Origin of the sequence: Sphaerisporangium siamense (assembly GCF_014205275.1) — a bacterium.
Classification (GTDB): Bacteria; Actinomycetota; Actinomycetes; order Streptosporangiales; family Streptosporangiaceae; genus Sphaerisporangium; species Sphaerisporangium siamense.
On record NZ_JACHND010000001.1, the window covers coordinates 1004433 to 1026927 of the forward strand.

Annotated in this window: 21 protein-coding genes; 8 read left to right on the top strand and 13 right to left on the bottom strand. The window is 71.6% G+C overall.

Translation table 11 applies throughout. The features are described 5' to 3' along the window. Positions 1 to 11: 11 nt before the first annotated feature. From BJ982_RS04655 to BJ982_RS04700, 10 genes are all read right to left on the bottom strand, one after another. On the bottom strand, positions 12 to 1076 hold the full coding sequence (locus BJ982_RS04655; RefSeq protein ID WP_203959505.1) for an LLM class F420-dependent oxidoreductase: 1065 nt from the start codon (positions 1074 to 1076) through the stop codon (positions 12 to 14). A 49-nt stretch (positions 1077 to 1125) separates the two neighbouring features. Beyond that, positions 1126 to 1890, bottom strand: coding sequence for an enoyl-CoA hydratase/isomerase family protein (locus tag BJ982_RS04660; protein ID WP_184876874.1), 765 nt, complete (start codon positions 1888 to 1890; stop codon positions 1126 to 1128). Between the two features lie 36 nt (positions 1891 to 1926). Continuing rightward, complete coding sequence (locus BJ982_RS04665) at positions 1927 to 2859, bottom strand: alpha/beta fold hydrolase (RefSeq protein WP_184876876.1); 933 nt, start codon at positions 2857 to 2859, stop codon at positions 1927 to 1929. A 135-nt stretch (positions 2860 to 2994) separates the two neighbouring features. Beyond that, a complete protein-coding gene (locus BJ982_RS04670; protein ID WP_184876878.1) occupies positions 2995 to 3930 on the bottom strand; it encodes a phosphotriesterase family protein in 936 nt (311 codons plus the stop codon). Continuing rightward, positions 3915 to 4802, bottom strand: a complete 888-nt coding sequence (locus BJ982_RS04675) for a MaoC/PaaZ C-terminal domain-containing protein (RefSeq protein WP_184876880.1) — start codon at positions 4800 to 4802, stop codon at positions 3915 to 3917. The genes BJ982_RS04670 and BJ982_RS04675 overlap by 16 nt, the downstream gene beginning before the upstream one ends. 3 nt (positions 4803 to 4805) lie before the next feature. Then, positions 4806 to 5591 carry a citryl-CoA lyase gene (locus tag BJ982_RS04680; RefSeq protein ID WP_203959504.1) on the bottom strand — a complete coding sequence of 262 codons (786 nt, stop codon included), beginning with the start codon at positions 5589 to 5591 and terminating at the stop codon, positions 4806 to 4808. A gap of 100 nt (positions 5592 to 5691) precedes the next feature. Continuing rightward, the gene (locus tag BJ982_RS04685) at positions 5692 to 6630 is read right to left on the bottom strand and encodes an SDR family NAD(P)-dependent oxidoreductase (protein WP_221482273.1); all 939 of its coding nucleotides are present in this window, start codon (positions 6628 to 6630) and stop codon (positions 5692 to 5694) included. A gap of 1 nt (position 6631) precedes the next feature. Further along, complete coding sequence (gene tcuA / locus BJ982_RS04690; RefSeq protein ID WP_184876884.1) at positions 6632 to 8137, bottom strand: FAD-dependent tricarballylate dehydrogenase TcuA; 1506 nt, start codon at positions 8135 to 8137, stop codon at positions 6632 to 6634. Between the two features lie 639 nt (positions 8138 to 8776). Continuing rightward, positions 8777 to 10252, bottom strand: coding sequence for an MFS transporter (locus BJ982_RS04695; protein ID WP_184876886.1), 1476 nt, complete (start codon positions 10250 to 10252; stop codon positions 8777 to 8779). After that, positions 10249 to 10470 (bottom strand): hypothetical protein, encoded by a 222-nt coding sequence (locus BJ982_RS04700; RefSeq protein WP_184876888.1) that lies wholly within the window; start codon positions 10468 to 10470, stop codon positions 10249 to 10251. The genes BJ982_RS04695 and BJ982_RS04700 overlap by 4 nt, the downstream gene beginning before the upstream one ends. Before the next feature lie 527 nt (positions 10471 to 10997). Here BJ982_RS04700 and BJ982_RS04705 point away from each other — a divergent pair. Next, positions 10998 to 11795: an SAM-dependent methyltransferase gene (locus BJ982_RS04705; protein WP_275411782.1), complete on the top strand. Its 798-nt coding sequence runs from the start codon at positions 10998 to 11000 to the stop codon at positions 11793 to 11795. 126 nt (positions 11796 to 11921) lie between these two features. Here BJ982_RS04705 and meaB read toward each other — a convergent pair whose 3' ends face one another. The 3 genes from meaB to BJ982_RS04720 are packed head-to-tail and all read right to left on the bottom strand — an operon-like array spanning position 11922 to position 14819. After that, positions 11922 to 12926, bottom strand: coding sequence for a methylmalonyl Co-A mutase-associated GTPase MeaB (gene meaB / locus BJ982_RS04710; protein ID WP_184876892.1), 1005 nt, complete (start codon positions 12924 to 12926; stop codon positions 11922 to 11924). A 19-nt stretch (positions 12927 to 12945) separates the two neighbouring features. Continuing rightward, positions 12946 to 13932 (bottom strand): aldo/keto reductase, encoded by a 987-nt coding sequence (locus BJ982_RS04715; protein ID WP_184876894.1) that lies wholly within the window; start codon positions 13930 to 13932, stop codon positions 12946 to 12948. Continuing rightward, entirely contained in the window at positions 13929 to 14819 is an 891-nt protein-coding gene (locus tag BJ982_RS04720) for a carbon-nitrogen hydrolase family protein (RefSeq protein ID WP_184876895.1), read from the bottom strand. Before BJ982_RS04720 ends, BJ982_RS04715 begins: the two co-directional genes overlap by 4 nt. Before the next feature lie 73 nt (positions 14820 to 14892). On the opposite strand from BJ982_RS04720, the gene BJ982_RS04725 reads away from it, so the two are divergent. Genes BJ982_RS04725 through BJ982_RS04755 form a run of 7 tightly spaced genes read left to right on the top strand, consistent with a single transcriptional unit; the run spans position 14893 to position 22339 of the window. Next, positions 14893 to 16293 (top strand): amidase, encoded by a 1401-nt coding sequence (locus BJ982_RS04725; RefSeq protein WP_184876897.1) that lies wholly within the window; start codon positions 14893 to 14895, stop codon positions 16291 to 16293. 53 nt (positions 16294 to 16346) lie between these two features. Continuing rightward, the gene (locus BJ982_RS04730; protein WP_184876899.1) at positions 16347 to 17915 is read left to right on the top strand and encodes an AMP-binding protein; all 1569 of its coding nucleotides are present in this window, start codon (positions 16347 to 16349) and stop codon (positions 17913 to 17915) included. Next, positions 17908 to 19086 (top strand): thiolase family protein, encoded by a 1179-nt coding sequence (locus BJ982_RS04735; protein ID WP_184876901.1) that lies wholly within the window; start codon positions 17908 to 17910, stop codon positions 19084 to 19086. The genes BJ982_RS04730 and BJ982_RS04735 overlap by 8 nt, the downstream gene beginning before the upstream one ends. After that, positions 19077 to 19514: a Zn-ribbon domain-containing OB-fold protein gene (locus BJ982_RS04740; RefSeq protein WP_184876903.1), complete on the top strand. Its 438-nt coding sequence runs from the start codon at positions 19077 to 19079 to the stop codon at positions 19512 to 19514. Before BJ982_RS04735 ends, BJ982_RS04740 begins: the two co-directional genes overlap by 10 nt. A 35-nt stretch (positions 19515 to 19549) precedes the next feature. Next, a complete protein-coding gene (locus tag BJ982_RS04745; protein WP_184876905.1) occupies positions 19550 to 21115 on the top strand; it encodes a methylmalonyl-CoA mutase family protein in 1566 nt (521 codons plus the stop codon). Beyond that, positions 21112 to 21525 (top strand): cobalamin B12-binding domain-containing protein, encoded by a 414-nt coding sequence (locus tag BJ982_RS04750; RefSeq protein WP_184876907.1) that lies wholly within the window; start codon positions 21112 to 21114, stop codon positions 21523 to 21525. Before BJ982_RS04745 ends, BJ982_RS04750 begins: the two co-directional genes overlap by 4 nt. Before the next feature lie 4 nt (positions 21526 to 21529). Then, positions 21530 to 22339, top strand: a complete 810-nt coding sequence (locus tag BJ982_RS04755) for an IclR family transcriptional regulator (RefSeq protein ID WP_184876909.1) — start codon at positions 21530 to 21532, stop codon at positions 22337 to 22339. Positions 22340 to 22495: the final 156 nt, after the last annotated feature.

Sequence of the window (22495 nt, forward strand, 5' to 3'; positions counted from 1 at the left end):
GGTCGTACGAATCAGGCGGGCCGCCGTCGCGCGGCGCCCGTGGTCGTGCGGAACACCTCGGCCAGCTGGAGCAGGTCGTCGAAGCGCGCCCGGGCGATCAGGCTCGTCGCGACGCACTTGTTCCACTTCGTCTCCAGGTCGGCCCGGATCTTCTCGGGCGGCCCGACCAGCGCGACCGCCTCGATCATCTCGGTCGGCACCGCGGCCACCATGCCTTCGCGGTCCCCTGCGATGAACTTGGCCTGGATCTCGCGGCAGGGCTCCTCGAACCCGAGCCGCGCGACGGCGTTGAGGTGGAAGTTCATGTTCACCGCCCCGTTCGCCCCGATCTGGTAGGCGAGGAACGGGCGGATCCGGTCAGCGGCGGACTCCACGTCCGGGCCGAACGCCACCGACACCGCGGGCGCGATCTCGAAGTTCTCCGGCCGGCCGCCGGGCCGGCGGGCGAAGCCCAGCTCCAGCCGCTCCCGGTACCACTCGTCCGCGCTGGGCGAGAAGTTCGTCGGCAGCCAGCCGTCGGCGATCTCCGCCGCCAGCGAGATGTTCTTCGGCCCCTCCGCGCCCAGGCAGATCGGGATGTCGGTACGGCCGCCACGCAGCGTGGAGCGGATCGGGCGGCCGAGCCCCGAACCTCCCTCCGCCGGAAGCCGGTAGGTCTTGCCCTCGTGGGCGACGCGCTCCCCGGCGATGGCCGCGCGCATGATCGCGACGTACTCCCGGGTCCAGCCCAGCGGGCGTTCGAAGGGCATCCCGTACCAGCCTTCGACGACCTGCGGGCCGGAGAGCCCGAGCCCGATCACGGCCCGCCCTTCGGAGAGCTGGTCCAGGCTCATCGCGGCCATCGCCATCCCCGTCGGGGGGCGCGCCGCCATCTGGGCGATGTCGGTGCCGAGCCGCATCGCGCGCGTATGCGCGCCCCACCAGGCCAGCGGCGTGAAGCAGTCCGCGCCGAACGCCTCATAGGACCACGCCGACTCGTAGCCCGCGTCCTCGATCGCCCGCACCGTCGCGGCGACGTCCCCCGGATGTTCCGGGTTGGCCAGCCCGCCGATTGCGCATCCCAACCTTTCGATCACCGTACATTCCTTTCGTCACCGGCCTGGTCATTGGTCTCGTTGCCGGCCGTCATCGGCCGCGGAACCGCGCGGGCCGGCCCTCGCGCGCCGCGGCCAGCCCTTCGAGCCGGTCCTCGCTCATGAGGAGCCGGTCGTACAGCTCGGCCTCCAGTCGAACCCCGCTGTCGATCTCCAGCTGGGTGGACAGGTCGATGGCGCGCTTGGCCTGCGCGACCGCCAGCGGCGCCGCCGCGCTGATCTCGGCGGCGAGCGCGCCCACCGTGGCTTCGAGGTCGGCGGCGGGCACCGCATGGTTCACCAGCCCCCACTGCCGGGCCTCGGCGGCGGTGAACCGGCGGCCGGTGAAGATCAGCTCCTTCGCCCTGGGGAGGCCCACGAGCCGCGGGAGCAGCTGCGTGCCGCCGCCCGCCGGCATGCTGCCGAGGGTCGTCTCGACCAGCCCCATGACGGTGTCCTCGGCGGTGACCACGAGGTCGCAGCTGAGCGCCAGCTCAAGACCACCGCCCAGCGCGTAACCGTGCACCTGTGCGATCACCGGGCGCGGGCAGTGATACATCGCCGAGAACACCCGGGGCACGAGCCGGCGCCGCCGCCGCAGGTCCTCGACCGTCATCGTGGTGCGTTCGGTCCGATCCGCGCCGACGCTGAAGGCTCTGCCCCGGCCGCGCACCACGACGCACCGGACGTCCGCCTCTTCCTCGATCTTCGCGAAGACCGCCAGCAGGCACCGGTACATCGGCGTGCTGACCGCGTTGAGCACGCAGGGCCGGTCGAGCGTCACGGTCGCGACGTGACCCGAGATGCTCAGATCCACGAGCTCCTCGGCCCCGGTGCCTGCCGTTTCCATGGTCTACCGCCGGTGCTCGCCGAGGAACGACAGCACCGTCTCGTTGAACGCGCGGTAGGACTCCCAGTGCGGAGCGTGCCCCGCCTCACTGAAGATCGCCACCTCGGCGTTGCGGACGTGCCTCGCCATCTCGCGCAGGCGCGTCGGCGGGAGGTACAGGTCGCAGTCGCCGGTGAGCAGGAGCATCGGCGTCCTGATCGACTCGATCGCCGGCCACATCAGCGCGTTCTGCGGGGGCTGCTGCACGGTAGTCACCGGCAGCTGCGCCTGCTCGGTCCACTGCGTCATCGCCGCCGGCTTCGCCGCCCGGTAGGACGGGCCGAGCTCGCGGAACGTCTCGGGCAGCGCGGCCCAGCCCGGCGGCAGGATCGCCGTGGTGCCCTCGTTCCACGCCGGCTCCTGGATCCCCGCCAGCGTCGAGCCCACCGTGCAGCTCAGTAGCCGGTCCGGGACCGACAGGCCCGCGTCGAACGCCGCGAACGCGCCCGCGGCCAGGCCGACCAGGTGGAACTTCCCGACGCCGAGCGCGTCCATCAGCGCCACCAGGTCTCCGACGACCGTGCCGGGCCGCTCCGCCGGCCCGGCCTCCGACCCGTGGTATCCGCGTCGTGAGTAGCTGATCACCCGGTAGCCCGCGGCGGCGAAGGCGGCCTGCTGGTAGCCCCACGAGCCGCCGTTGCCGGTGTGCGGGTGCATGAGCACCACGGCCTGACCCTTGCCCCGGCGCGCGTCGCCGGTGTCCCAGACCGCCAGCTTCACGTCGGGGATCTGCACCTGCTTCCTGCCGGTCATCGCGGGCACCGGGCCCCACGACGTCTGCGCGGGCAGCACGGTCTCGCGCCCGCCCGGCTTCCCGCCGCGCGCCCGCTCCGCCGCCGCGAACGCGGCCGACGGGGCGAGCGCGGCGACACCGGCCCCCGCCACTCCGGCGAGCACGTGGCGTCGATTGATCCTCCGACCGGTCCTGTCTTGCATGGCTTCCTCACACTTTCTTGGAACTTGACAGAACAGGCGCCAACGCATCCGGCAGCGGTCGTCCCCGAACGTTCGGGCCGGGAGTAATGGCGTCGCTCAGTTGTCTCCCGGGCGGTGCCCGACGAGCAGTTGCAGCGGGTTCACCCGGAAGATCGTTTCCACGACGTCCTCAGGAACCCCGGCCGCGATCAGGTCGGGACCGACCTGCCGCAGCACGTACGAGTAGCCCGGCCCACCGCGGCGCTCGCGCATTCCCAGCACGCAGACGTCGTGGGACAGCAGCAGGCTCTTGCCCCATCCGCGGCGGATCAGCTCGGCCGCGTTGGCGACCCGCTGCTCCTGGAGCAGCCGGTCGCCCGGGCCGTTGCCGTCGTACATCACCATCGCGCCGCGCCGGGCCAGCCGCTCGTGGTAGTCGACGTCCGGATAGGTGTCGCAGTGGCCGACCGCGACCCGGCTCAGGTCACAGCCCTCGTCCTCGAGCACGTCGAGCTGCCAGGCGCCGACCTCGCTCTTGACCGCGTGCAGGATCAGTCCGAGCCCGGTCTCCCGCTGGGCGCGGGCGGCGGCGCGCAGCACCCGCTCCTCGACCCCGGACACCCACTCGCGGTCGGCGCCGATCTCGCCGATCACTCCCGGCCGCACGCCGTCCTCGCCCTCGAAAATGTCGATCAGCAGGCGCTCGGTGAGCTCGGCCGTGCTCACCTTGTTCATGTCCTCTTCGTAGTAGGGCTCCCGGTACCACCCGCAGCCCATGACGATGTGCACGTCGGCGCGTTCGGACACCGACCGGAGCACGCCGGGCTTACGGCCGAGCCCGCCGCTGGTGGCCTCCACGACGGAGCCGCCGCCGAGTTCCTTGAAGACGGTCAGGTCCCGGACCGCCTCGTCCGGGTCGTTCAGCGCGGCGAGACCCATCTGTCGTGTCACCCGGAACAGGTCGCAGGCCACGTGCTCGTGCGGCAGCACGCGCCCGAGTTCGGACGCCGCGACCGGTCCGCGTACCGTCTGAACCGTCAGTCCCTCAGCCACTGCCCGTCCTCTCCTTCGGTTCGCTCGATCACGGCACGGCCGAGAGTGCTCACCATGCCGTCGGCGGAGACGCCGTAAAGCGTGAGATGACGCGAGGGCCCGTCCCCCGCGCCGTCGTCCGTCCGGGCGAGCACGCGGAACGGCGCGCCGACCCGGTCCATCCCGCGGTAGGAGGCGCTCAGCTCCCGCACGAACGTCCCGCGGCCGCCCCACTGCACGGCGGCGCGCGCCAGGTAAGCGAGCTTGAGCAGGCCGTGGGTGATCGTCCCCGGCAGACCCCTCGCCCGCGCGAACGCGTGGTCGTAGTGCACTTCGTAGAAGTCGTCGGTGGCCGCGGCGTACCGCACGACCTCGCGGCTGCTCGGCACGACCTCGATCACCGGCATGGCGTCGGAGGGCGGCCTGGTGCGATGCCCGGATCCGCCGCGCCCCTGCCGGGCGCCCGTGCGGATCGTCGTCGTGGACGTGCGCGCCACCACGTCGTGCGTCATGCGGCGCCGGTACGTCGTCGCGAGCTGGTAGAACGTCAGCTCGCTGTCTCGGCCCGGCTTCGTGGTGACCGACTCGATCACCGTGCGCCGCTCCAGGATCTCGCCCGGCATCACGGGCGCCTCCCATCGGCACCAGTTGCCGGCGTTGAGCCGGACCGGCGCGTCCGGGACGCCCATGGCCGCCGGGTCGGTCCGATGGGCCACCAGGAACGTCGGGGGCAGCAACGCGGGGAAGGGCACGTGACCGTCGGCGTACGGCGGGCCGTCCAGGCCGGTGATCTCCTGGAGCACCCGCGCCCGCCACTCGTCGCAGACGAAGATCTCCCAGCCCGTTTCCGCCTGCGGCCGCGACTGCGGCTGCGACTCCACCGCCTCTGACACCGCTCACACCTCCGGTTCGATGCGGCTCGCGGCCCGCAGCGCGGCGCGCACGGCAGGGGTGACGGGCGATTCGAGCTCCTCGCCGATGTGCGCGACCAGGCCGGCCGTCCGGCTCATCAGGGCGAACCCGCGGTGCAACCGCCAGGGCACACCCGCTTCGAGCAGCAGCGCGGCGGCGGCTCCCGTCGCGTTGAGCGGGAGCGGCTTGCCGGTGAGCGCCGCGGCCCGCTCGACGACGAGTTCGAGGTGCTCGACGTGCCGCGCCGCGACCTTCTGGGCGCGCGCGACGGCGAGCAGCTTCCCGGCGCGCGGGTCGCCGTCGCGGTGCAGGCTGTGGCCGAGGCCGGGGATCCGCTCGCCCGCGTCCACGATGGCGCGCAGCCGCGCGTCCACCGCGTCGCCGGCCGCGTCGCCGGCGGCGACATCGCCGGCGACGTCCGTGAGCAGGCGCCCACAGCCCTCCATCGAACCGAGCAGGACGCTTCCCGCGCCCAGCAGGCCGGCCGCGACGGCGCCCTGGATCGCCTCCGGAGCCACCCAGAACGTCAGCCGCGCGGCGAGCGCGCTGGGCGTCAGCCCGTGGTCGAGCAGGCTCACCAGCACCGCGTCGACCACCTTGGCCTCGGCGGGGGTCGGCCTGCGTCCGGTCACCGCGAGCAGCGCGACCTCGGTGTAGGTCAGCTCGCCGATCAGGTCGTCGACGAGATCCAGTCCGCGCACCCGCACGTGGTGCTCGTTCGCCGCTCCCACCGCGGTGCCGATCTCCAGCGGCACGCTGCGCCCGCTCACCGCGACGTCTCCTCGGCGCGCGTGGCGGAGCACGCGTGCTCGTCCCGGATGGCGGCCGGATCGTGCGGATCGTGTGGGGAGCTCGCTGTCGACCGAGCGTTCATGTTCCGTCTCCCACCCCGAGGGTGTCCATGGTCTGGTGGTCGGACTCGGCCGGCGTCGGCAGCCCGAGCGCCGCGAACCGGCGCAGCGGCGTGGCCCCGAGCCGCCGCCGGACCGCGTCGGTCACGTCGGAGTATGTGAACTCGTCAGCGAGGCGCACGCTCTCCTGTTCCTGAGGAGGCTCCCACCGGGCGAGCCGGCGGCCGGCCGCGGTGAAGGTCTGCCCGGTGATGTGGCGGTTGGCCGGGTCGAGCAGCACGCGGATGAGCTCGGCGATCAGTTCGGGGCCCTGTCGCTCGGCGTCGGGCCTGCTGGCCTGCATCCGGTCGCTGAGCCGCGAGGTCATGCGCGTCGCCGCGGAGGGGACGACGACGTTGACGTTGACGCCGTAGCGTCCCATCGCCAGCGCCGTGCTCTGCGCGAGGCCCACGACGCCCGCCTTGGCCGCCGCGTAGTTGGCCTGCGCCGGGCTGCCCTCCAGGCCCGCCGCCGAGCTCAACAGCACGATGCTCCCGCTACGCTGGCGGCGCATCTGCTCGGTGGCGAAGCGCACGCAGTTGAACGTGCCCTTGAGATGCACGGCGACGACCGAGTCCCACTCGTCCTCCGCCATGTTGAAGATCATGCGCTCGCGCAGGATGCCGTGGCAGGTCACAAGGCCGTCGAGCGAGCCGAACTCCTCGACCGCGCGCCGGACCAGGTCGGCCGCCGCGTCGAACGAGACGACGTCGTGCTGGTGGGCCACGGCGCGGCCGCCTCGGGCCCGGATCTCCTCGACCACGGACTCCGCCACCTGCCGGTCCGGGTCGTGGCCGTCGACGGAGACCCCCAGATCGCTCACGACGACGCCGTAGCCCGCGGCCGCGACGCACTTGGCCACCGCGGCTCCGATGCCGCCACCCGCGCCAGTTACGATCACTCCGCCCGGCACAGCCACCTCACGCGCTCACTGACGACGCGGCGGAGCGGTCGAGCGCACCCGAGGCCGTCGCCCCGGCGATCCGCCCGAACACCGAGCCCGCCGTGAGCCCGCTGCCCCCCGGGTAGTTGAAGTAGAAGATCCCGCCGACGATCTCCCCGCACGCGTACAGCCCGGGAATGGGCTCCCCGGTGACATCGATCACCCGCGCCGACGTGTCGATCTTCAGGCCGCCGAAGGTGAACGTGATTCCACACGTCACCGCGTAGGCCTCGTAGGGTGGCGAATCGAGCGTGTTGGCCCAGTTCGACTTCGGCACCGCCAGCCCGGTGGTACCCCGCCCGTCCTTGACGTTGGGGTTGAACGGGACCGATCGGTCGACCGCCGCGTTGTACTCGCGGACCGTCCGCAGGAACTGCTCCTCATCGATGCCGTCCATCCTCCGGACGAGTTCCTCCAGGGTCGGCGCCACGATCTTCGTGACCTGCCGGATCCGGTACTCGTCGCGCAGCAGGTGGGTCACCTTGCTGTCGAAGACCTGCCAGGCGATCTGGCCCGGCTGCCGCAGGACCTCCTGGCCGTACTTCGCGTAGGTGTAGTTCCGGAAATCCGCGCCTTCGTCGACGAACCGCTCGCCGCGGCTGTTGACGATGACCCCGAAGGGATAGCTGTGCTTCTGGAACCCGTCGCCGACCACGCGGTCACCGAACGCGGGCGCGTTGCTGTCCCAGCCCACCGCGTGGCAGCCCGACCAGTTGCCCCACGACATGGCGCCGATGTCCATCGCCATGCGGTGTCCGTCGCCCACGTCGAACTGGGTGCCGCGGACCTTGGCGAACTCCCATCCCGGTCCCAGGTAGCGGGTGCGCCACTCCGCGTTGGCCTGGAATCCACCGCAGGCCAGCACGACGGCGTCAGCGGAGATCGTCCGGATCTGCCCGCCGGCCCGGGCCACGACGCCGGTCACCCTGCCGCCGCCCTCGGTGAGGCCGATGGCCCGGTGGCCATAGAACACCTTGCCGCCCGCCGACTCGAACGCGTCGAACAGCGAGTCGACGAGCCCGGGGCCGCCTCCGTTGGCCTCCAGCGTCAGGCCTCCCCAGAAGGTGAACTTCCCGTCCACCTGGAACGCCTGGCGGCCGTAGATCGGCAGGAACCGGACTCCCTTGTCGCGCATCCACTTCAACGTGTCGAAGCTGCGCGTCACGAGCAGGTCGACCAGGTCGGGGTCGCAGCGGTACTGCGTGACCCGGGCCATGTCGTCGAAGAACTGGTCCTTCGAGTAGCTGCCGAAGTCGGTCTTCGCGAGCTGTTCTTCCGACAGGTCGGGGACGAGTTGGAGGATGTCCGCCCTGCCGTCGTAGGCGAAGCGCATGGCTCCCGCGGTGAATCCGGAGTTCCCCCCACGCTCGGACTCCGGGGCGGCTTCGAGCAGCGTCACCTCGGCACCACCCTCGAGGGCGGCCAGCGCGCTACACAAGCCGGCGTTACCGCCGCCGATGACGACAACTCGACTCTGACCCATGCCTGCCCCTCTCCTTGCATGTGCAACGTAAACTCTAATATATCAGATGTCAATGCTCCGACCGAGCGGCCCCGGTCGCGCGCCGGGTGGTGCGCGGACGGGCTGAGATGCCGTCATGGGTGAGCCTTCGCGTCGCGAAGTGCCACCGCGAGGCGAACCCCGGCCTCCCCGACGGACGTCAGTGGTGGCGTGCCGAAACGCCGTCCGCCGAAGTGACACCGAGCCGGCGGGAGGGGATTACGGCAGGTGTGAGCCAGACGTTCCAGCGCCGCCTGCGAGGCGCGGGCGGGGCGAGGCCGGGGATGGCCGGTGTCACCGGTCCCGTTCGGGGTGTCCTCGGCCGTGTCGCCGAGGTCACGGCCACGGGCCGGGGTTCGGGCGGTGCCCGGTGAACCCGTGGACGCTGACCTACGACCGCTTCGACCCGGTGGAGGACGCGCACCGCGCGCCGCGGCGGCGTCAGAACCGCGCCGGCCACCAACACGAGCAGGCGTACCAGGGGGATCCGCATACCGGGCAGGCGGATCATGAGCCATGACGCGTCGTAAGATCGACTTCCTGCGGGACACAGTGCCTTGCTTACAAGCGTCCACACCTCCTGCGGAAGGCGGGGGTGCCGCGCTCAGGTCGTGAAAGGGCTCAGTGTCCGGGCGAGGGTGACGGGGAGGGGCCGCCCGTGGTGCGGCGGCGGATGAGCAGGGATACCGCACCGCCGACGGCGATCGTCAGGCCGACCGCGAGATACGCGCCGTCGAAGGCCCCGGTGGTGTAGATCGGCCGGCCGCCGACCACCTGGGCGATGTTGCTGTTCATGACGACGAACACCACCGGGGTGACGATCGACGCGATGAGCGTGCGGCTGACCTCGACGATGCTGGAGCTGATCACCTGGCGTTCCGGCGGGACGGACTCGATCACCAGGTTCGGAATCGCGGCGGAGCCCACGCCCAGGCCAAGCGCGGCGATCGTGGTCGCCACCATCAGCATGGCGTAGTCCGCCTTGAACAGCGCCGAGGCGATCGTCCCGAGGACCAGCACGCCGGAGGCGATGATCAGGTGCCGGCGGGCTCCCTGCCTGGCGGTCAGGCCCACCAGCAGGCCGCCGACGACCAGGCCGGCCCCGGAGACCATCCCGAACATCGCGTAGCCGGTGGCGTTCAGGCCGAATCCGTAGCCGACGCCGATCTCGCGCGGTGTCATCGCCAGAATCGGCAGGACCAGCGTGATCGACGCGCCCGCCCCGTACACCAGGCCGCCGCCCGCCACGATGGGCAGCAGGCCGCGGCTGCCCAGCAGTCGCAGGTCGATCAGCGGCTGGGCGACCCGCCGCGCCTGGAGCACCCAGCACACGACGAGCGCCAGACCGACGAGGACCAGCGCCACCACCGGCAGGGACACGAACCCGAGTTCCGGCGCGATGCTCACCCCGAGCAGGATCGCCGCGACGCCGAAGCCCAGCAGCGCGGCTCCGGCGAAGTCGGGCCGGGACTCGGGGGCCCGGACGCCGCTCTCCGGGACCACGGCCGCGGCCAGCGCCAGCAGCACCGTGGTCAGCACGGCGAGGAACCAGAAGACGCCGCCCACGCCGTAGCCGTCGATCAGCCGGCCCGCCAGGAACGGCTGGCCGATGACGATGAGTCCGGTGCCCGTGACCGTGACGCTGACCGCGAAGGTCACCAACCTCGGGGGAAAGAGGTCTCTGATCAGCGAGTAGCACAGGAAGACCAGCGCGAACGCGGCGCCCTGCAACGCCCGGCCGATCGCGAACATCAGGAAGGAGGGCGCGAGCGCGGAGACCACCGATCCGATCGTGGTGACGCCCAGCACGATGAGCAGGATCTTCTTCTTGCCCACGATGTCGGCGATCTTGCCGATCAGCGGCATGGCGACCGCCGCCGCCAGGAAGGCGGCGGTGAGCGTCCAGCTCGCCTGGGTGGTCCGGTACTCCCCGCTGATCGCGGGCAGCGCCGTACTTGCGAGGCTCATCGACACCGGAATGACCTCGGAGACGAGCACCAGGACGATCAGCCGTCCGACCCAGCGGGCCGACCAGCGTACGTCAGGATCGCCGGCATGCGCGCCGGTGTGCCCGCCGGCCACCTGGTTCGCGGTCATCGTTCCCCCCGCACGGCCAAGCCTGCCCGGGTGTGGTCCAGCGCCAGGGCGTTCTCGGTGGTCTCGTAGCCGACGTCCTTGCCGCCGACGTCGTGGGCGCCGTTCCCGCGCGAGCGCAGGGCGCCTTCGGCGGGGTCGGCGATCGTCCCGGCGAAGGTCTGCCACCGCTCGACGCCGATGGCGTCGAGCCGGAGGTGACCGGGGGAGCGGATGGGCATGCGCGGTCCTTTCGGGGGGTGGGCCAGGGGGAGCCGTAGGGCGGATGTCATGCCGCCGACGCTGCGATCAGGTGGCCGCCGAGATCCGCCGACCTCGGGGTCGCGTCGAAGCTCCTTGCTGAGGTGACGGTAGGAAACGGCAGGTGCCGCCGCATCGCGGATCCCGTTCATCGGGACGAGTCCCACCACCGCCCGCTTGGCGCGCGACACCCGTTCGTGCCCGCCGGCCATGGTCGTCACCGGATCACGCCCACCTGTACCGCCGTAGAGACGGCCCCGCCGCGGCCGGTGGTGGAAATGTCATGCGATCAGCGGCGAAACAGTGAAGGCGTACCGAGCTGTCTCGCCGGTGGCCGCCGCGGTTCGCGCTTTGGCGACCTCCCCGCCTCCCAGCCGGTCGTCATGACCGGCGTTCGTGTGTTGATGTGGACGGGGAATTCGCGAGATCCTGATACCTGAATCCCGCTAACGTGGGGCATGTGGCGGTAGATCTACGCGGAGGTACGGGGTTGGCCGGCGACAAGCAGGTGGGAGTCAATCTCAGGACGAACGTGCCGCATTCGGCGCGCGTCTATGACTACCTCCTGGGTGGCAAGGACAATTTCGAGGCCGACCGCACGGCGGCCGAGGACGTCATCAAGATCGCGCCTTACATGCCGACGTCCGTACGCGCCAACCGCGACTTCATGGTCAGGGTGACCCGCTACCTGGCGGCCGAGCGTGGCGTCGACCAGTTCATCGACATCGGAACCGGGCTGCCCACCTCGCCCAACCTGCACGAGGTGGCCCAGCGGGCCAATCCGGCCGCGCGGATCATCTACGTGGACAACGACCCGCTCGTCCTCGTGCACGCCCGCGCCCTGCTCACCAGCACTCCGGAGGGCAGGACCCGCTACATCCAGGCCGACCTGAACGACCCGGACGCCATCATCGGCTCGTCCGAGGTGCGCGACACCTTCGACTTCTCCCGTCCCGTCGCGCTGTGCCTGATCGCCGTGGTGCACTTCATCCATGACGAGGACGCCGTACGCTCGATCATCGAACGCTTGATGAAGCCGCTGCCCGCGGGCAGCTTCCTGACCCTGTCCACCATCGCGCTCGACAGCGCGCCGGGCGACCTGGTGCGCGAGGCCGTCGCCCAGTACAACCGCCGCGGCATCATGTCGAAGGCCCGCACCAGAGCGCAGATCGAGGAGTTCTTCGCCGGGTTCGAGCTGATCGAGCCGGGCGTGGTGCCGGTGCACCGATGGCGGCCGGACGAGCAGGCGTTCCTCGTGAGGGACTCCATGGTGTCGATGTACGGCGGGCTGGCCGTCAAAGGCTGAGCCCTGACCCCTTTAATGAGACAAATAGCCGTAATAGCCATGAGTGTAATAAATCAGCCCCGACGGATAGCACGTATGTTCGAATAGCATAAGAAAGCTACGCCCGAGTTCGGTGATCAGCCATACCTAAAAACGGTTGATTTCAGGTCGAATCCGTAAAATGGTGGCGATGATGTCGTCGGCGGCGGTGTAGAGGTCTACCTCGCCGGTGAGCAGTTGCCGTGCCAGGGCGTCGAGGCGGTCGCCGTGCAGGTCGGTGAATCTGGACCGGAGCTGTGCCAGGGCGGCGTTCTCGATCTCTTCGCGGGCTCGGGTCAGGCGGCGGCGGTGGTCCTCGCCGGACTTCTCCAGGTGGGCCGCGTGGTCGTCCAGTGCGGTCAGGAGATCGTCGGCGCCGTCGCCTCTGGTGGCGACCGTGGGCACCGTCGGAGGGCGCCACGGCCCCTTCGCCAGGCTCGTCATCCTGCGGAGCTCGCGGATGGTGGCCTGGGCGCCGTCGTGGTCGGCCTTGTTGACCACGAAGACGTCGGCGATCTCCAGGATGCCCGCCTTTGCGGTCTGGACGTCGTCTCCCATCCCGGGGGCGAGCAGTACCACGGTGGTGTCGGCGAGCCTGGCGATGTCGACCTCGATCTGCCCGACGCCGACCGTCTCCAGCAGGATCACGTCGTACCCCGCCGCCGCCAGGACCCGCAGCGCCTGCGGGGCGGCCCAGGCCAGGCCACCCAGACGCCCCCGGCTGGACATGCTGCGGATGAAGACGTCCGGATCGGTGCCGTGATCGCGCATGCGCACGCGGTCGCCGAGGAGCGCGCCGCCGGTGAACGGGCTGGAGGGGTCGACGGCGAGCACGCCCACCCGGTGGCCGCGCCCGCGCAACCCCGCGATGAGCATGTTCGTGGTGGTGGACTTCCCCACCCCGGGCGCACCCGTCAAGCCGATCACACGTGCGCGGGACGGCCCGCTCGCGCCGACGGCCAACGCGGCCATGACGTGGCGCAGCACCCCGCCCCGGCCGGGGACCGCGGCGGCATCCTCGGCCAGCGAGATCAGCCGCGCCACCGCGCGCGGGCTGCCCCGCCGCACCGCGTCGGCGAGCTCCTGGACATCCGTGTTCCGCTCGGACGGCACCGGTGACCTCCCGCGAGCCTCAATCGTCCAACAGCTTCATGCGGTCCGGCGCGTAGCGTTCGCCCATGACGGCGCCGGCCGGGACGGCGCCGGCGGCCGCGGCGATGTCCGCGGCGGTGAGCGTGACCGTGGCCGCCGCCAGGTTCTCCTCAAGATGGGTGCGCCGGGTCGCCCCTTGGATCGGCACGACGTCCTCGCCCTGGGCGAGCAGCCAGGCCAGCGCGAGCTGGGCCGGTGTGAGCCCGAGCCGTGCCGCCTGCTCGGTCAGGGCGTCCACGATCGCGAGGTTGTGCCGCAGGTTCGCTTCGGCGAAGCGGGGCTGGGCCACCCGGCGGAAGTCGTCGCCGTCGAGGTCACCGGCCGAGCGGTACTTGCCGGTGAGGAAGCCGCGGCCCAGCGGCGAGTAGGGCACGATCCCGATTCCCAGCTCGCGGCACAGGTCGAGCTGGTCGTCCTCGATGTCACGCGACCACAGCGACCATTCGTTCTGCAGCGTGGTGATCGGGTGTACCGCGTGGGCGCGCCGGATCGTCTCCGTGGACGCCTCCGACAGCCCGACGCAGCGCACCTTGCCCTCGGCGACGAGTTCGGCGAGGGCGCCGACGGTGTCCTCGATCGGCACCGCCGGATCCACGCGATGTTGCTGGTACAGGTCGATGTGATCGACGCCGAGGCGTCTCAGCGACGCCTCGCAGGCCGAGCGGACGTAGTCGGGCCGGCCGCAGACGCCGATCGTCTGCCCGCCGCGCCGCACCACGCCGAACTTGGTGGCGAGCACGACCTGGTCGCGGCGGCCGGCGATCGCCCGGCCGACCAGTTCCTCGTTGGAGCCCGACCCGTACGCGTCGGCGGTGTCGAGCAGGGTCACGCCGAGGTCCAGCGCGCGGTGGATGGTGGCGAGGGATTCGGCTTCGTCGTGGGCGCCGTAGTAGTCGCTCATCGCCATGCATCCCAGACCGAGGGCGCTGACGTCGAGCGGGCCGAGGCGCCGGAGCGGCACTGTCATGTCGAGGCCTTCCCCGTCAGCGTCGTGGCCGGGTCCGACAGCGGCGCGGTGATCGGTGCGTACAGGTCCGGGCGGCGGTCGCGGAACAGGGTCAGGTAGCGGCGCTGCGCCGACAGCCGCTCGGCCACCAGGGTGGCGCGGACGCTCTCCTCGCGATCGCTGCCCGAGGCGGCGAGGGTGCTGCCGTCCGGGCCGGCGATCGCGCTGTGCCCGAAGAAGACCTGGCCGTCGTCGGTGCCGGTCCGGTTGCAGCCGGCGAAGAAGAGCGCGTTCTCCATCGCCCGGGTCGCGCAGCGGGCGATGATGCTGCCTTCGGGCACCCGGCCCGGCTGCACGGCGGCCGCCCACAGCGACAGGATGATCTCGGCGCCGTCGAGCGCCTGGACGCGGGCCAGTTCGGGGAACCGGACGTCGTAGCAGAGCTGGAGCCCGATCCGGCCGAGCGCGGTGGGGTAGGTGGCGACGCGGTCGCCGGGCACGTAGTACTCCTTCTCGTCCCGGCAGGCGTGCACCTTGTGCTGCACGCCGACGATCGCCCCGCTCGGATCGATCAGCACGGCGGCGTTGTACAACAGTTCGGGGATCCGCGGGTGCCGCTGCGAGATCCCGGCCACCACGTGCGCCCCGGACTGCCGGGCCGCGGCGGCGAGCCGCTCGGTGGTCGGGCCGGGCACCGTCTCGGACGCGGCGTAGAGGCGGCGGGCATAGTCGTCGTCGCGCGCGGACCGCACGTAGCCGGTGTTGCTCAGCTCGGGGAAGACCACGAGCTCGGCGTGGTGCCGGCCCGCTTCGGCGAGCACCAGCTCGGCCATCCGCTCGGCGTTGCGTTCCGGCGCGAGCATCTCGCTGCTGAACTGCACGAGCGAGACCTGTACGTTCTCCTTCACGGCACCCCCTTCTCCGGCAAACCATATCGCGATACTTTCGTTTCATCTAGTGGTCTACCTAGAGGAGGCGCCGATGCGGCAAGACGAGGTGGTGCGTGCCTCGGCCGGTGATCTGGTCGCGGCATATCGCGGCGGCCGGGTGAGCCCCGTCGAGGTGACGCGGGCCGTGCTCGAACGCATCAGGCGCGACAACCCGGAGCTGCGCGCCTACTGCCTGGTGGACGAGGACGGCGCCCTCGTCCAGGCCGAGGCGTCCCACCGGCGGTGGCGGCGTGGCCAGGCTCTCGGCCCGCTGGACGGGGTGCCGACATCGATCAAGGACCTGTTCCTCACCGCCGGCTGGCCGACCCGGCGCGGCTCACGGCGCGTCGACGCCGACCAGCCGTGGACGGTGGACAGCCCGGTCGCGGCGCGGTTGCGCGAGGCGGGTGCCGTGCTGCTGGGCAAGACCACCACCCCGGAGTTCGGGTGGAAGGCGGTCACCGACAACCCCATCGACGGGGTGACCAGGAACCCGATCGATCCCAGTTTGACCGCGGGGGGATCCAGCGGCGGCAGCGGCGCCGCCCTCGCCGCCGGGATGGGGGCGCTCTCGGTGGCGACCGACGCGGCCGGCTCGACCCGCATCCCGGCCGCGTTCTGCGGGGTCGTCGGCCTCAAGCCGACCTACGGCCGCATCCCCCTTTACCCGGGCAGCGACCTCGGGTGGCTCGGGTGCGCCGGGCCGATGGCGCGGACGGTCGGCGACGTCGCGGCCCTTCTCGACGTGCTGGCCGCCCCGGACGACCGCGACCCGAACGCGATGCCGGCGCCCACCGGCTCGTACCGCGCCGGGATGCGCCGGCCGGTGCGCGGGCTGCGCGCCGCCTACTCCCCCACGCTGGGGTACGCGCGGGTCGACCCCGAGGTCGCGAAGGTGGTCGAGGCCGCGGTGGCGGCCCTGGACGATGCCGGCGTCGTGGTCCAGGCGGTCGATCCGCCGTTCTCCGACCCGCTGGACGTGTTCACCGTGCTGTGGTCGACCGGCATGGCGCCGCTGCTGCATTCGCAACTGGGCGGTTCACCAGACGGTATCGATCAAGGCTTGGCGGAGCTGATCGAGCAGGGCTCCCGTTACTCGGTCACCGACTATCTCGCCGCGCGCCGGGCCGCGCTCGGCATCGGTACCGCGATGGGCGCGTTCCACCGCGACTACGACGTGCTGCTCACCCCGACGGTGCCGATCGAGCCGTTCGCGGCCGGTCACGACGTACCACCAGGCAGCGATGCGCGCAGTTGGCTGGAGTGGACGCCCTTCACCTTGCCGTTCAGCCTGTCCCAGCAACCGGCGCTCAGCGTCCCGGCCGGCATGACGTCCCGTGGCCTGCCGGTGGGGTTGCAGATCGTCGCGGCCCGGCACGCCGAGGACCTGGTGCTGGCCGTCGGCGCCGCAGTCGAGGAGGCGCTCGGGTCCACGGTGGGCCCGACCAGATGATTGTGCCCGAGGCGGCTTCGAAGTATCGTGGCGCGAAACGGTCAAACTGCACAATGAAACGAGGGACTGTTCTGGACATCGCGTACCTACTGCGCAGAGCCGCCCGGATGTACCAGGACGTGCTCGCGGTCGACGACGGCCGGACCGCCCGCACCCACGCGCAGCTGATCCGGCGAGGCGAACGCCTGGCGAACGGGCTGGACCGCTTGGGCGTCCCGCCCGGCGCGGCGGTCGGCATCCTGTCCGGGAACCGCACGGAATACGTGGAGGCGGACGTCGCCCTGGCTCTCGGGCGGCGGGTGCGTGTCGCGCTCAACGCGCGGCTGCACCTGGACGACTTCCGCTACATGACCGCGGACGCGGGCCTGGCCGCGCTGTTCTACTCGGCGGAGTTCGAGGAGCACGCCGCGACGCTGGCCGACGAGCTGGGTGTGCTGCCCATCGCCTTCGACGCCGCCGCCGACGGACCGAGCCAGGGACACACCATCGAGTCCCTGGTCGCGGACGCGCCGGCCGCCGCCCGGGTCCGCGACACCGACCCCGAGGGCATCGCCTGGATCTCCTACACCTCCGGCACGACGGGCCGCCCCAAGGGGGTCATGCTCTCCCACCAGGCGATCCGGGAGGTCGCCCTCAACCTGCTCCTCGAACTCGGCCCGGTCGTCCCGGGCGAGCAGATCGTGCTCACCCAACCCATCTCCCACGGCGCCGGATACTTCGTGCTGCCGTACCTGATGTCCGGCGCGGGCGTCCATGTCATGCGGCAGTTCGATCCCGAACAGGTGTGGCGGCTCTCGCGGAACCCGGCCATGCGCACGCTGAAAGCCGTGCCGGCCATGCTGGAGGCCATTCTGGCCGCCGAGCCGTCCGCCGGACGCGCCGCCGACTGGGGTTTCGAGTCCATCGTGTACGGCGCGTCCGGCATCGCCCCGGCGCTGCTGAACCTCGCGGTGGAGCGCTTCGGCGCCACACTCGTGCAGGACTACGGCCAGTCCGAGGCGCCGGTCACCATCACGTGCCTGCAGAAGCGCGACCACCTCGATCCGTCGGCGCGGCTGTCGGCCGGCCGGCCCTGGCGCAGCGTCGCGGTGGAGATCCGCGACGGCGACGGGGCACCGCTGGGCCCCGGCGAACTGGGCGAGGTCTACGTGCAGGGCAAGCATCTGATGCACGGCTATCACGGCAAGCCGGCCGAGACCGGCGAGGTGCTGCGCGACGGCTGGCTGCGCACCAAGGACCTCGCGATCACCGACGAACGCGGCTTCGTGTTCCTGCGCGGGCGCCGCGACGAAATGATCAACACAGGAGGGTTCAACGTGGCGCCGCGTGAGGTCGAGGACGTCCTGGCGACCTTCAGGAACGTGGAGGAGGTCGTGGTGCTGGGCATGCCGGACGAGCGCTGGGGGGACGCGGTGACCGCGGTGGTGCGCCCCTCCGCGGGCGCCCAGCTCGACGTCGAAGAGCTGCTGGCGTTCGCCCGGCCGCGCCTGGGCATCCGCGTGCCCCGACGCGTGGCCGTCTGGTCGCGGATTCCCCGCAACGCCTACGGCAAGGTGGACCGCAACGCCATCCGCGCGGCCCTGGACGGGTCCGGCCAGTCGGCGGAGTCGGTCCATGGCTGAGGACGTGATGGTCGCCGGCGTGGGCATGCACCCGTTCGGCCGGTATCTCGACAGCTCCCTCAAGGACCTGGTCCGGGTGGCCGGGTTGCGCGCGCTGCTCGACGCCGGCATCGGGCCGAAGGACGTGCAGATGGTGTACTCCTCCAACGCGATGGCCGGCATGCTGCAGGGCCAGGAGATGGTGCGCGGGCAGACGGTGCTGCGCGAGATCGGGATCGAGGGCGTGCCGGTCGTCAACGTCGAGAACGCCTGCGCGGGCGGCTCGACCGCGTTCGCCCAGGCCGTCATGGCGATCCGGTCCGGCGCGGCCGACGTCGTGCTGGCGATCGGCTTCGAGAAGATGTTCGTCGCCGACCGTTCCCGGACGCTGGACGCGCTGGAGTCGGCCGCCGACCTCGACGTCGTCGCCGGTCTCGGCATCCAGTTCACCGCCGTGTACGGGCTGCGGCTGCGGCTGCGGCTGGCCGACGGGTCGATCACCCGGCGGGACCTGGCCGAGGTCTCGGTGAAGAGCCACGCGAACGGCGCCCGTAACCCGTACGCCCAGCACCAGGTGACGGTCACCGCGGAACAGGTGCTGGAGTCGCGGTGCATCGCCGATCCGCTCACCTTGCTGATGTGCAGTTCGATCTGCGACGGCGCGGCGGCCGTGGTGCTGGCACGCGGCGGGGTACTGCCGCGGTCCGAGCGCCCGGCGGTGCGCGTCCTGGCCTCGGCCTCGGGGTCCGGCTTCACCCTGGACCCGGCCGGCGGCCCGTCGGGCGCGGACCTCTGCGCGCGACGCGCCTACGAACAGGCGGGGATCGGGCCTGGCGACGTCGATGTCGCCGAGGTTCACGACGCCATGGCGCCGGCCGAACTGCTCTACGCGGAGGCGTTGGGCTTCTGCCCCCCCGGTGAGGGAGGCCGGTTCTTCCGCAGCGGCGCGACCGCCCTGGACGGCAGCCTGCCGATCAATCCCAGCGGCGGGCTGGCCTCGCGCGGGCATCCGGTCGGGGCCACCGGGCTGGCGCAGCTCGCCGAGCTGACCTGGCAGTTGCGCGGCGAGGCCGGCGACCGGCAGGTTCGGCGTCCGCGCATCGCGCTGGCGCAGAACAGCGGCGGCTGGCTGGAAGGAGAGTCGGCCGCGGTCAACGTACACCTTCTGGAACGGATGCGACCATGGACCTAGCGGCAGCACTCGACCGCGCCCCGACCGGCGAGCGCCCGCGATTCGATGTCGCGGCCGGCGCGCTGGTCGGGGGGCGCTGCGCGGACTGCGGGACCACGGCGTGGCCGGCCCGCGCGGTGTGCCATCGCTGCGGTGGCGCGGACGTGCGGCTCGGCGCCTTCGCCCGCAGCGGCACGCTGGTGAGCTGCACTCGCGTCATGGTGCCGCGCCCCGGGCTGGAGACGCCGTACGTGCTCGGCCAGGTGCGACTCGACGACGGGCCGGTGGTGTTCGGTCAGATCCTCGGGCTGGACGATTCGGAGGCGGTGCCCTGCCCGGTCACCGTGCGGGTGAGCGCGGCCCGGTACTGGTTCACCCCCGATTCCGAGCCGGGCCGGCCGGAGGATGACGCGGGCTTGCACGCGCCGACCGACGAGCGGCAGACTTGAAACGTGGGTATCGGCTAACGAAATGGGCGGCTGACATGGACGACGGCAAGGCCGGCCTCGGCGAGGTGCCGACCCGGGCCAACGATGGCGAGGTGCCGATCCGGCGCAGATACGGCGGCGGCGGCTCGGCCGCGCTGGAACAGTGGGCCGGCCGGCTCGCCACGTCCCCCGGGCCGTACCGTCCCCGGTTCATGGTCTACTCCGGGCTCGGCACCCCGGACATGACCGCCCGGCGGCTGGCGATCCTTCAGGACCTGGGAGCCGAATCGTTCCTGCTGGCCGCGGACCTGCCCTCCCAGCTGGGCTTCGATCCCGACCATGAGCTGGCGCACGCCCAGGTCGGTCGCGCCGGGGTCTCCTGCACGACGCTGGCGGACTTCGCCGAGATCTGCTCCGAGCTGGACCTCACCCGCGTGGACAGCGTCGGGCTGCTGGCCAACTCGATCGGGCACATCGGGCTCGGCATGGTGCACTGCGTGCTGACCGACGCCGGGGCCGACCAGGTGCGCCTGGTGATGCAGAACGACCCGCTCAAGGAGTTCACCGCGCGCGGCACGGAGATCTTCACGCCCGAGCAGGCGGTGCGCATCGCCTGCGACTGCGTCGCCTTCGCCATCGACAACCGGTTGCCCGGCGCGGCGCTGACCGTGTGCTCGAACCACCTCGACGTCGCCGGCGCCGGGCCGGTCGTCGCGACCGCGATGGCCTTCGCCAACGCCCAGGTCTACCTGGACGAGCTGGTCGGCCGCGGCTACGCGGTGCGCGACGCGCTCCCCCACATGATGTTCTTCCTCAACGAGCGAAGCGACCTCTACGTCTCCGCGGCGCTGTTCCGCACCGCCCGGACGGTGTGGGCCGAGCTGGTCGAACAGCGCTACGGCCTGCCGGTCGGCGAGCAGCCGGCGATGACCTTGATGGGCTACGCGCACGGGCTGGAGTCGGCGGACGAACCGCTGGTCAACGTCCCGCGGATAACCCTGGCCGTGCTCGGTTCGATGCTCGGCGGCGTCGACTACCTGTGCGCCAGCGCCTACGACGAGGCGCTGCGCATCCCGTCCGTCGACGCGGCGGCGTTGGCGCTGCGCACCATGGAGGTGGTGGCCTACGAGCACGGCGCGATGGCCAGCGTGGACCCGCTCGCGGGCAGCCACAAGCTCGCCGAGCTGGACGAGCACGTCGCGGCGGGCATCAGGGCCGAACTGGAGCGCATCGACGAGCACGGCGGCGGCCTGGCGGCGTTGCACGACGGCTACATCAGCGCCCGCATCGACGAACTGCGCGGCGCCCGGCAACGTCAGCTGGCCGAGGGCGAGCGGGCGATGGTGGGCGCCAACCTGCTGCGCAGCCCGCACGGCCCGAAGCTGTTCAGCGGCAACAGCACCGGGGAGGTCGGCTTCGCCCAGGTCGAGAGGACCGCCAGGGACCGGGTGGCCGCGCACCGCCGCGACCGCGACGACCATGTGGTCCGCTCGGCGTTGGACGGGGTGCGGGCCGCGGCCGCCACCACCGGCAACCTGGTCCCGCCGACCATCGCGGCGTTGCGGGCGGGGGCCACCTCGCAAGAGATCATCGAGGCCACCAGCCGGGGGTTCGCCCAGTGACCACTAATCGACCGATCCGCGTGGTGCTGGCCAAGGTGGGCCTGGACGGGCACGACGTGGGCGTCAACCTGATCGCCAAAGCCCTGACCAACGGCGGGTTCGAGGTGGTGTACCTGGGCAAGCGGGTGCCCACCGACGACATCGTCGCGGCCGCCGTCGCGGAGGACGCCGACGTCATCGGCGTCAGCTGCCTCAGCGGCGGTCTGGGGCACTTCACCACCGCGCTGATCGGCAAGCTGCGCGCCGGCGACGCCGCCGACATTCCCGTGATCGCGGGAGGGATCGACGAACCGGACCAGATCAGTAGGATGCTCGACGCGGGTGTGTACCGCTACTTCGGTCCTGGCTCTTCCACCGAGGACGTGGTAGCTGCCTTCGCCGCGGCAGGACAGGACGGCAGGGGAGCGTGAACGGATGAGCGCGTACGAAACCGACGAAGAGCCGTCCTCGGCCACCGGGACGGAGGGGCAGGGCGTCGCCCCTGTCCGCTCGGTCGCACGAGCCGTGGACATCCTGCTGGTCCTCGGCGACGGCCCCGGGCAGCTGAGCGAGATCAGCGCGGCGGCCGTGCTGTCCAAGGCCACCACCTACCGCATCCTGACGACCCTGAAGAACAAGGGCATGGTGCTGCAGGCTCCCAGTGGCGAGTACCGGCTCGGTCCTGGCTGCTTCCGCATGATGTCCGGCCTCATCGACCTCCGGGCCGGGTTCCCGTTCGACGCGGAGGCCGACCTGAAGGCGCTACGCGCCGCGACCGGAGAGACGATCACGGTGCACGTGCGCGCGGGTCTGTCCCGCGTGTGCATCGAGGAGCTGCCGAGCCCCCAGCCGATCCGCTACACCGCCGGGCTCGGCGTGGCCACGGGCATCCACGTCGGGTCGGCCGGCAAGGTGCTGCTGGCGTTCCTGCCGCCCGACGAGCTCGAGAACGTGCTGCGCACCATCGATCTGCGGCCGATGACGCCGAGCACGATCACCGACATCGAGGTGCTGCGCCAGGAGCTCGATTCGGTGCGCCGGCGCGGGACGGCGTACAGCGCGGGCGAGCGGGTCGTCGGCGCGGTGGGCGTCAGCGCGCCGGTGCTCGACGATCGCGGCAACCCGGTCGCGGCCCTGAGCGTGCTCTCCCCCGCGTCCCGCGTCAACGACGACCGCCGCCGCGAGTTCGAAAGGCTGGTGGCCCGCACCGGCGAGGACATTTCCAAGCGTATTCACACCCGCTAGTCGCCCACGGAAGGCTCCGCCCCGGACCTCCGGACGCGGAACGCGTAAGGGTCGGTTCTCCTTCGGCGCCGGAACGGTTTTCGAAGGCGACCCCATGATGTGTCGTACAGGTATCGAATTCGACAAAGTTCCGATCGCCGCCGCGGACACGGCGAC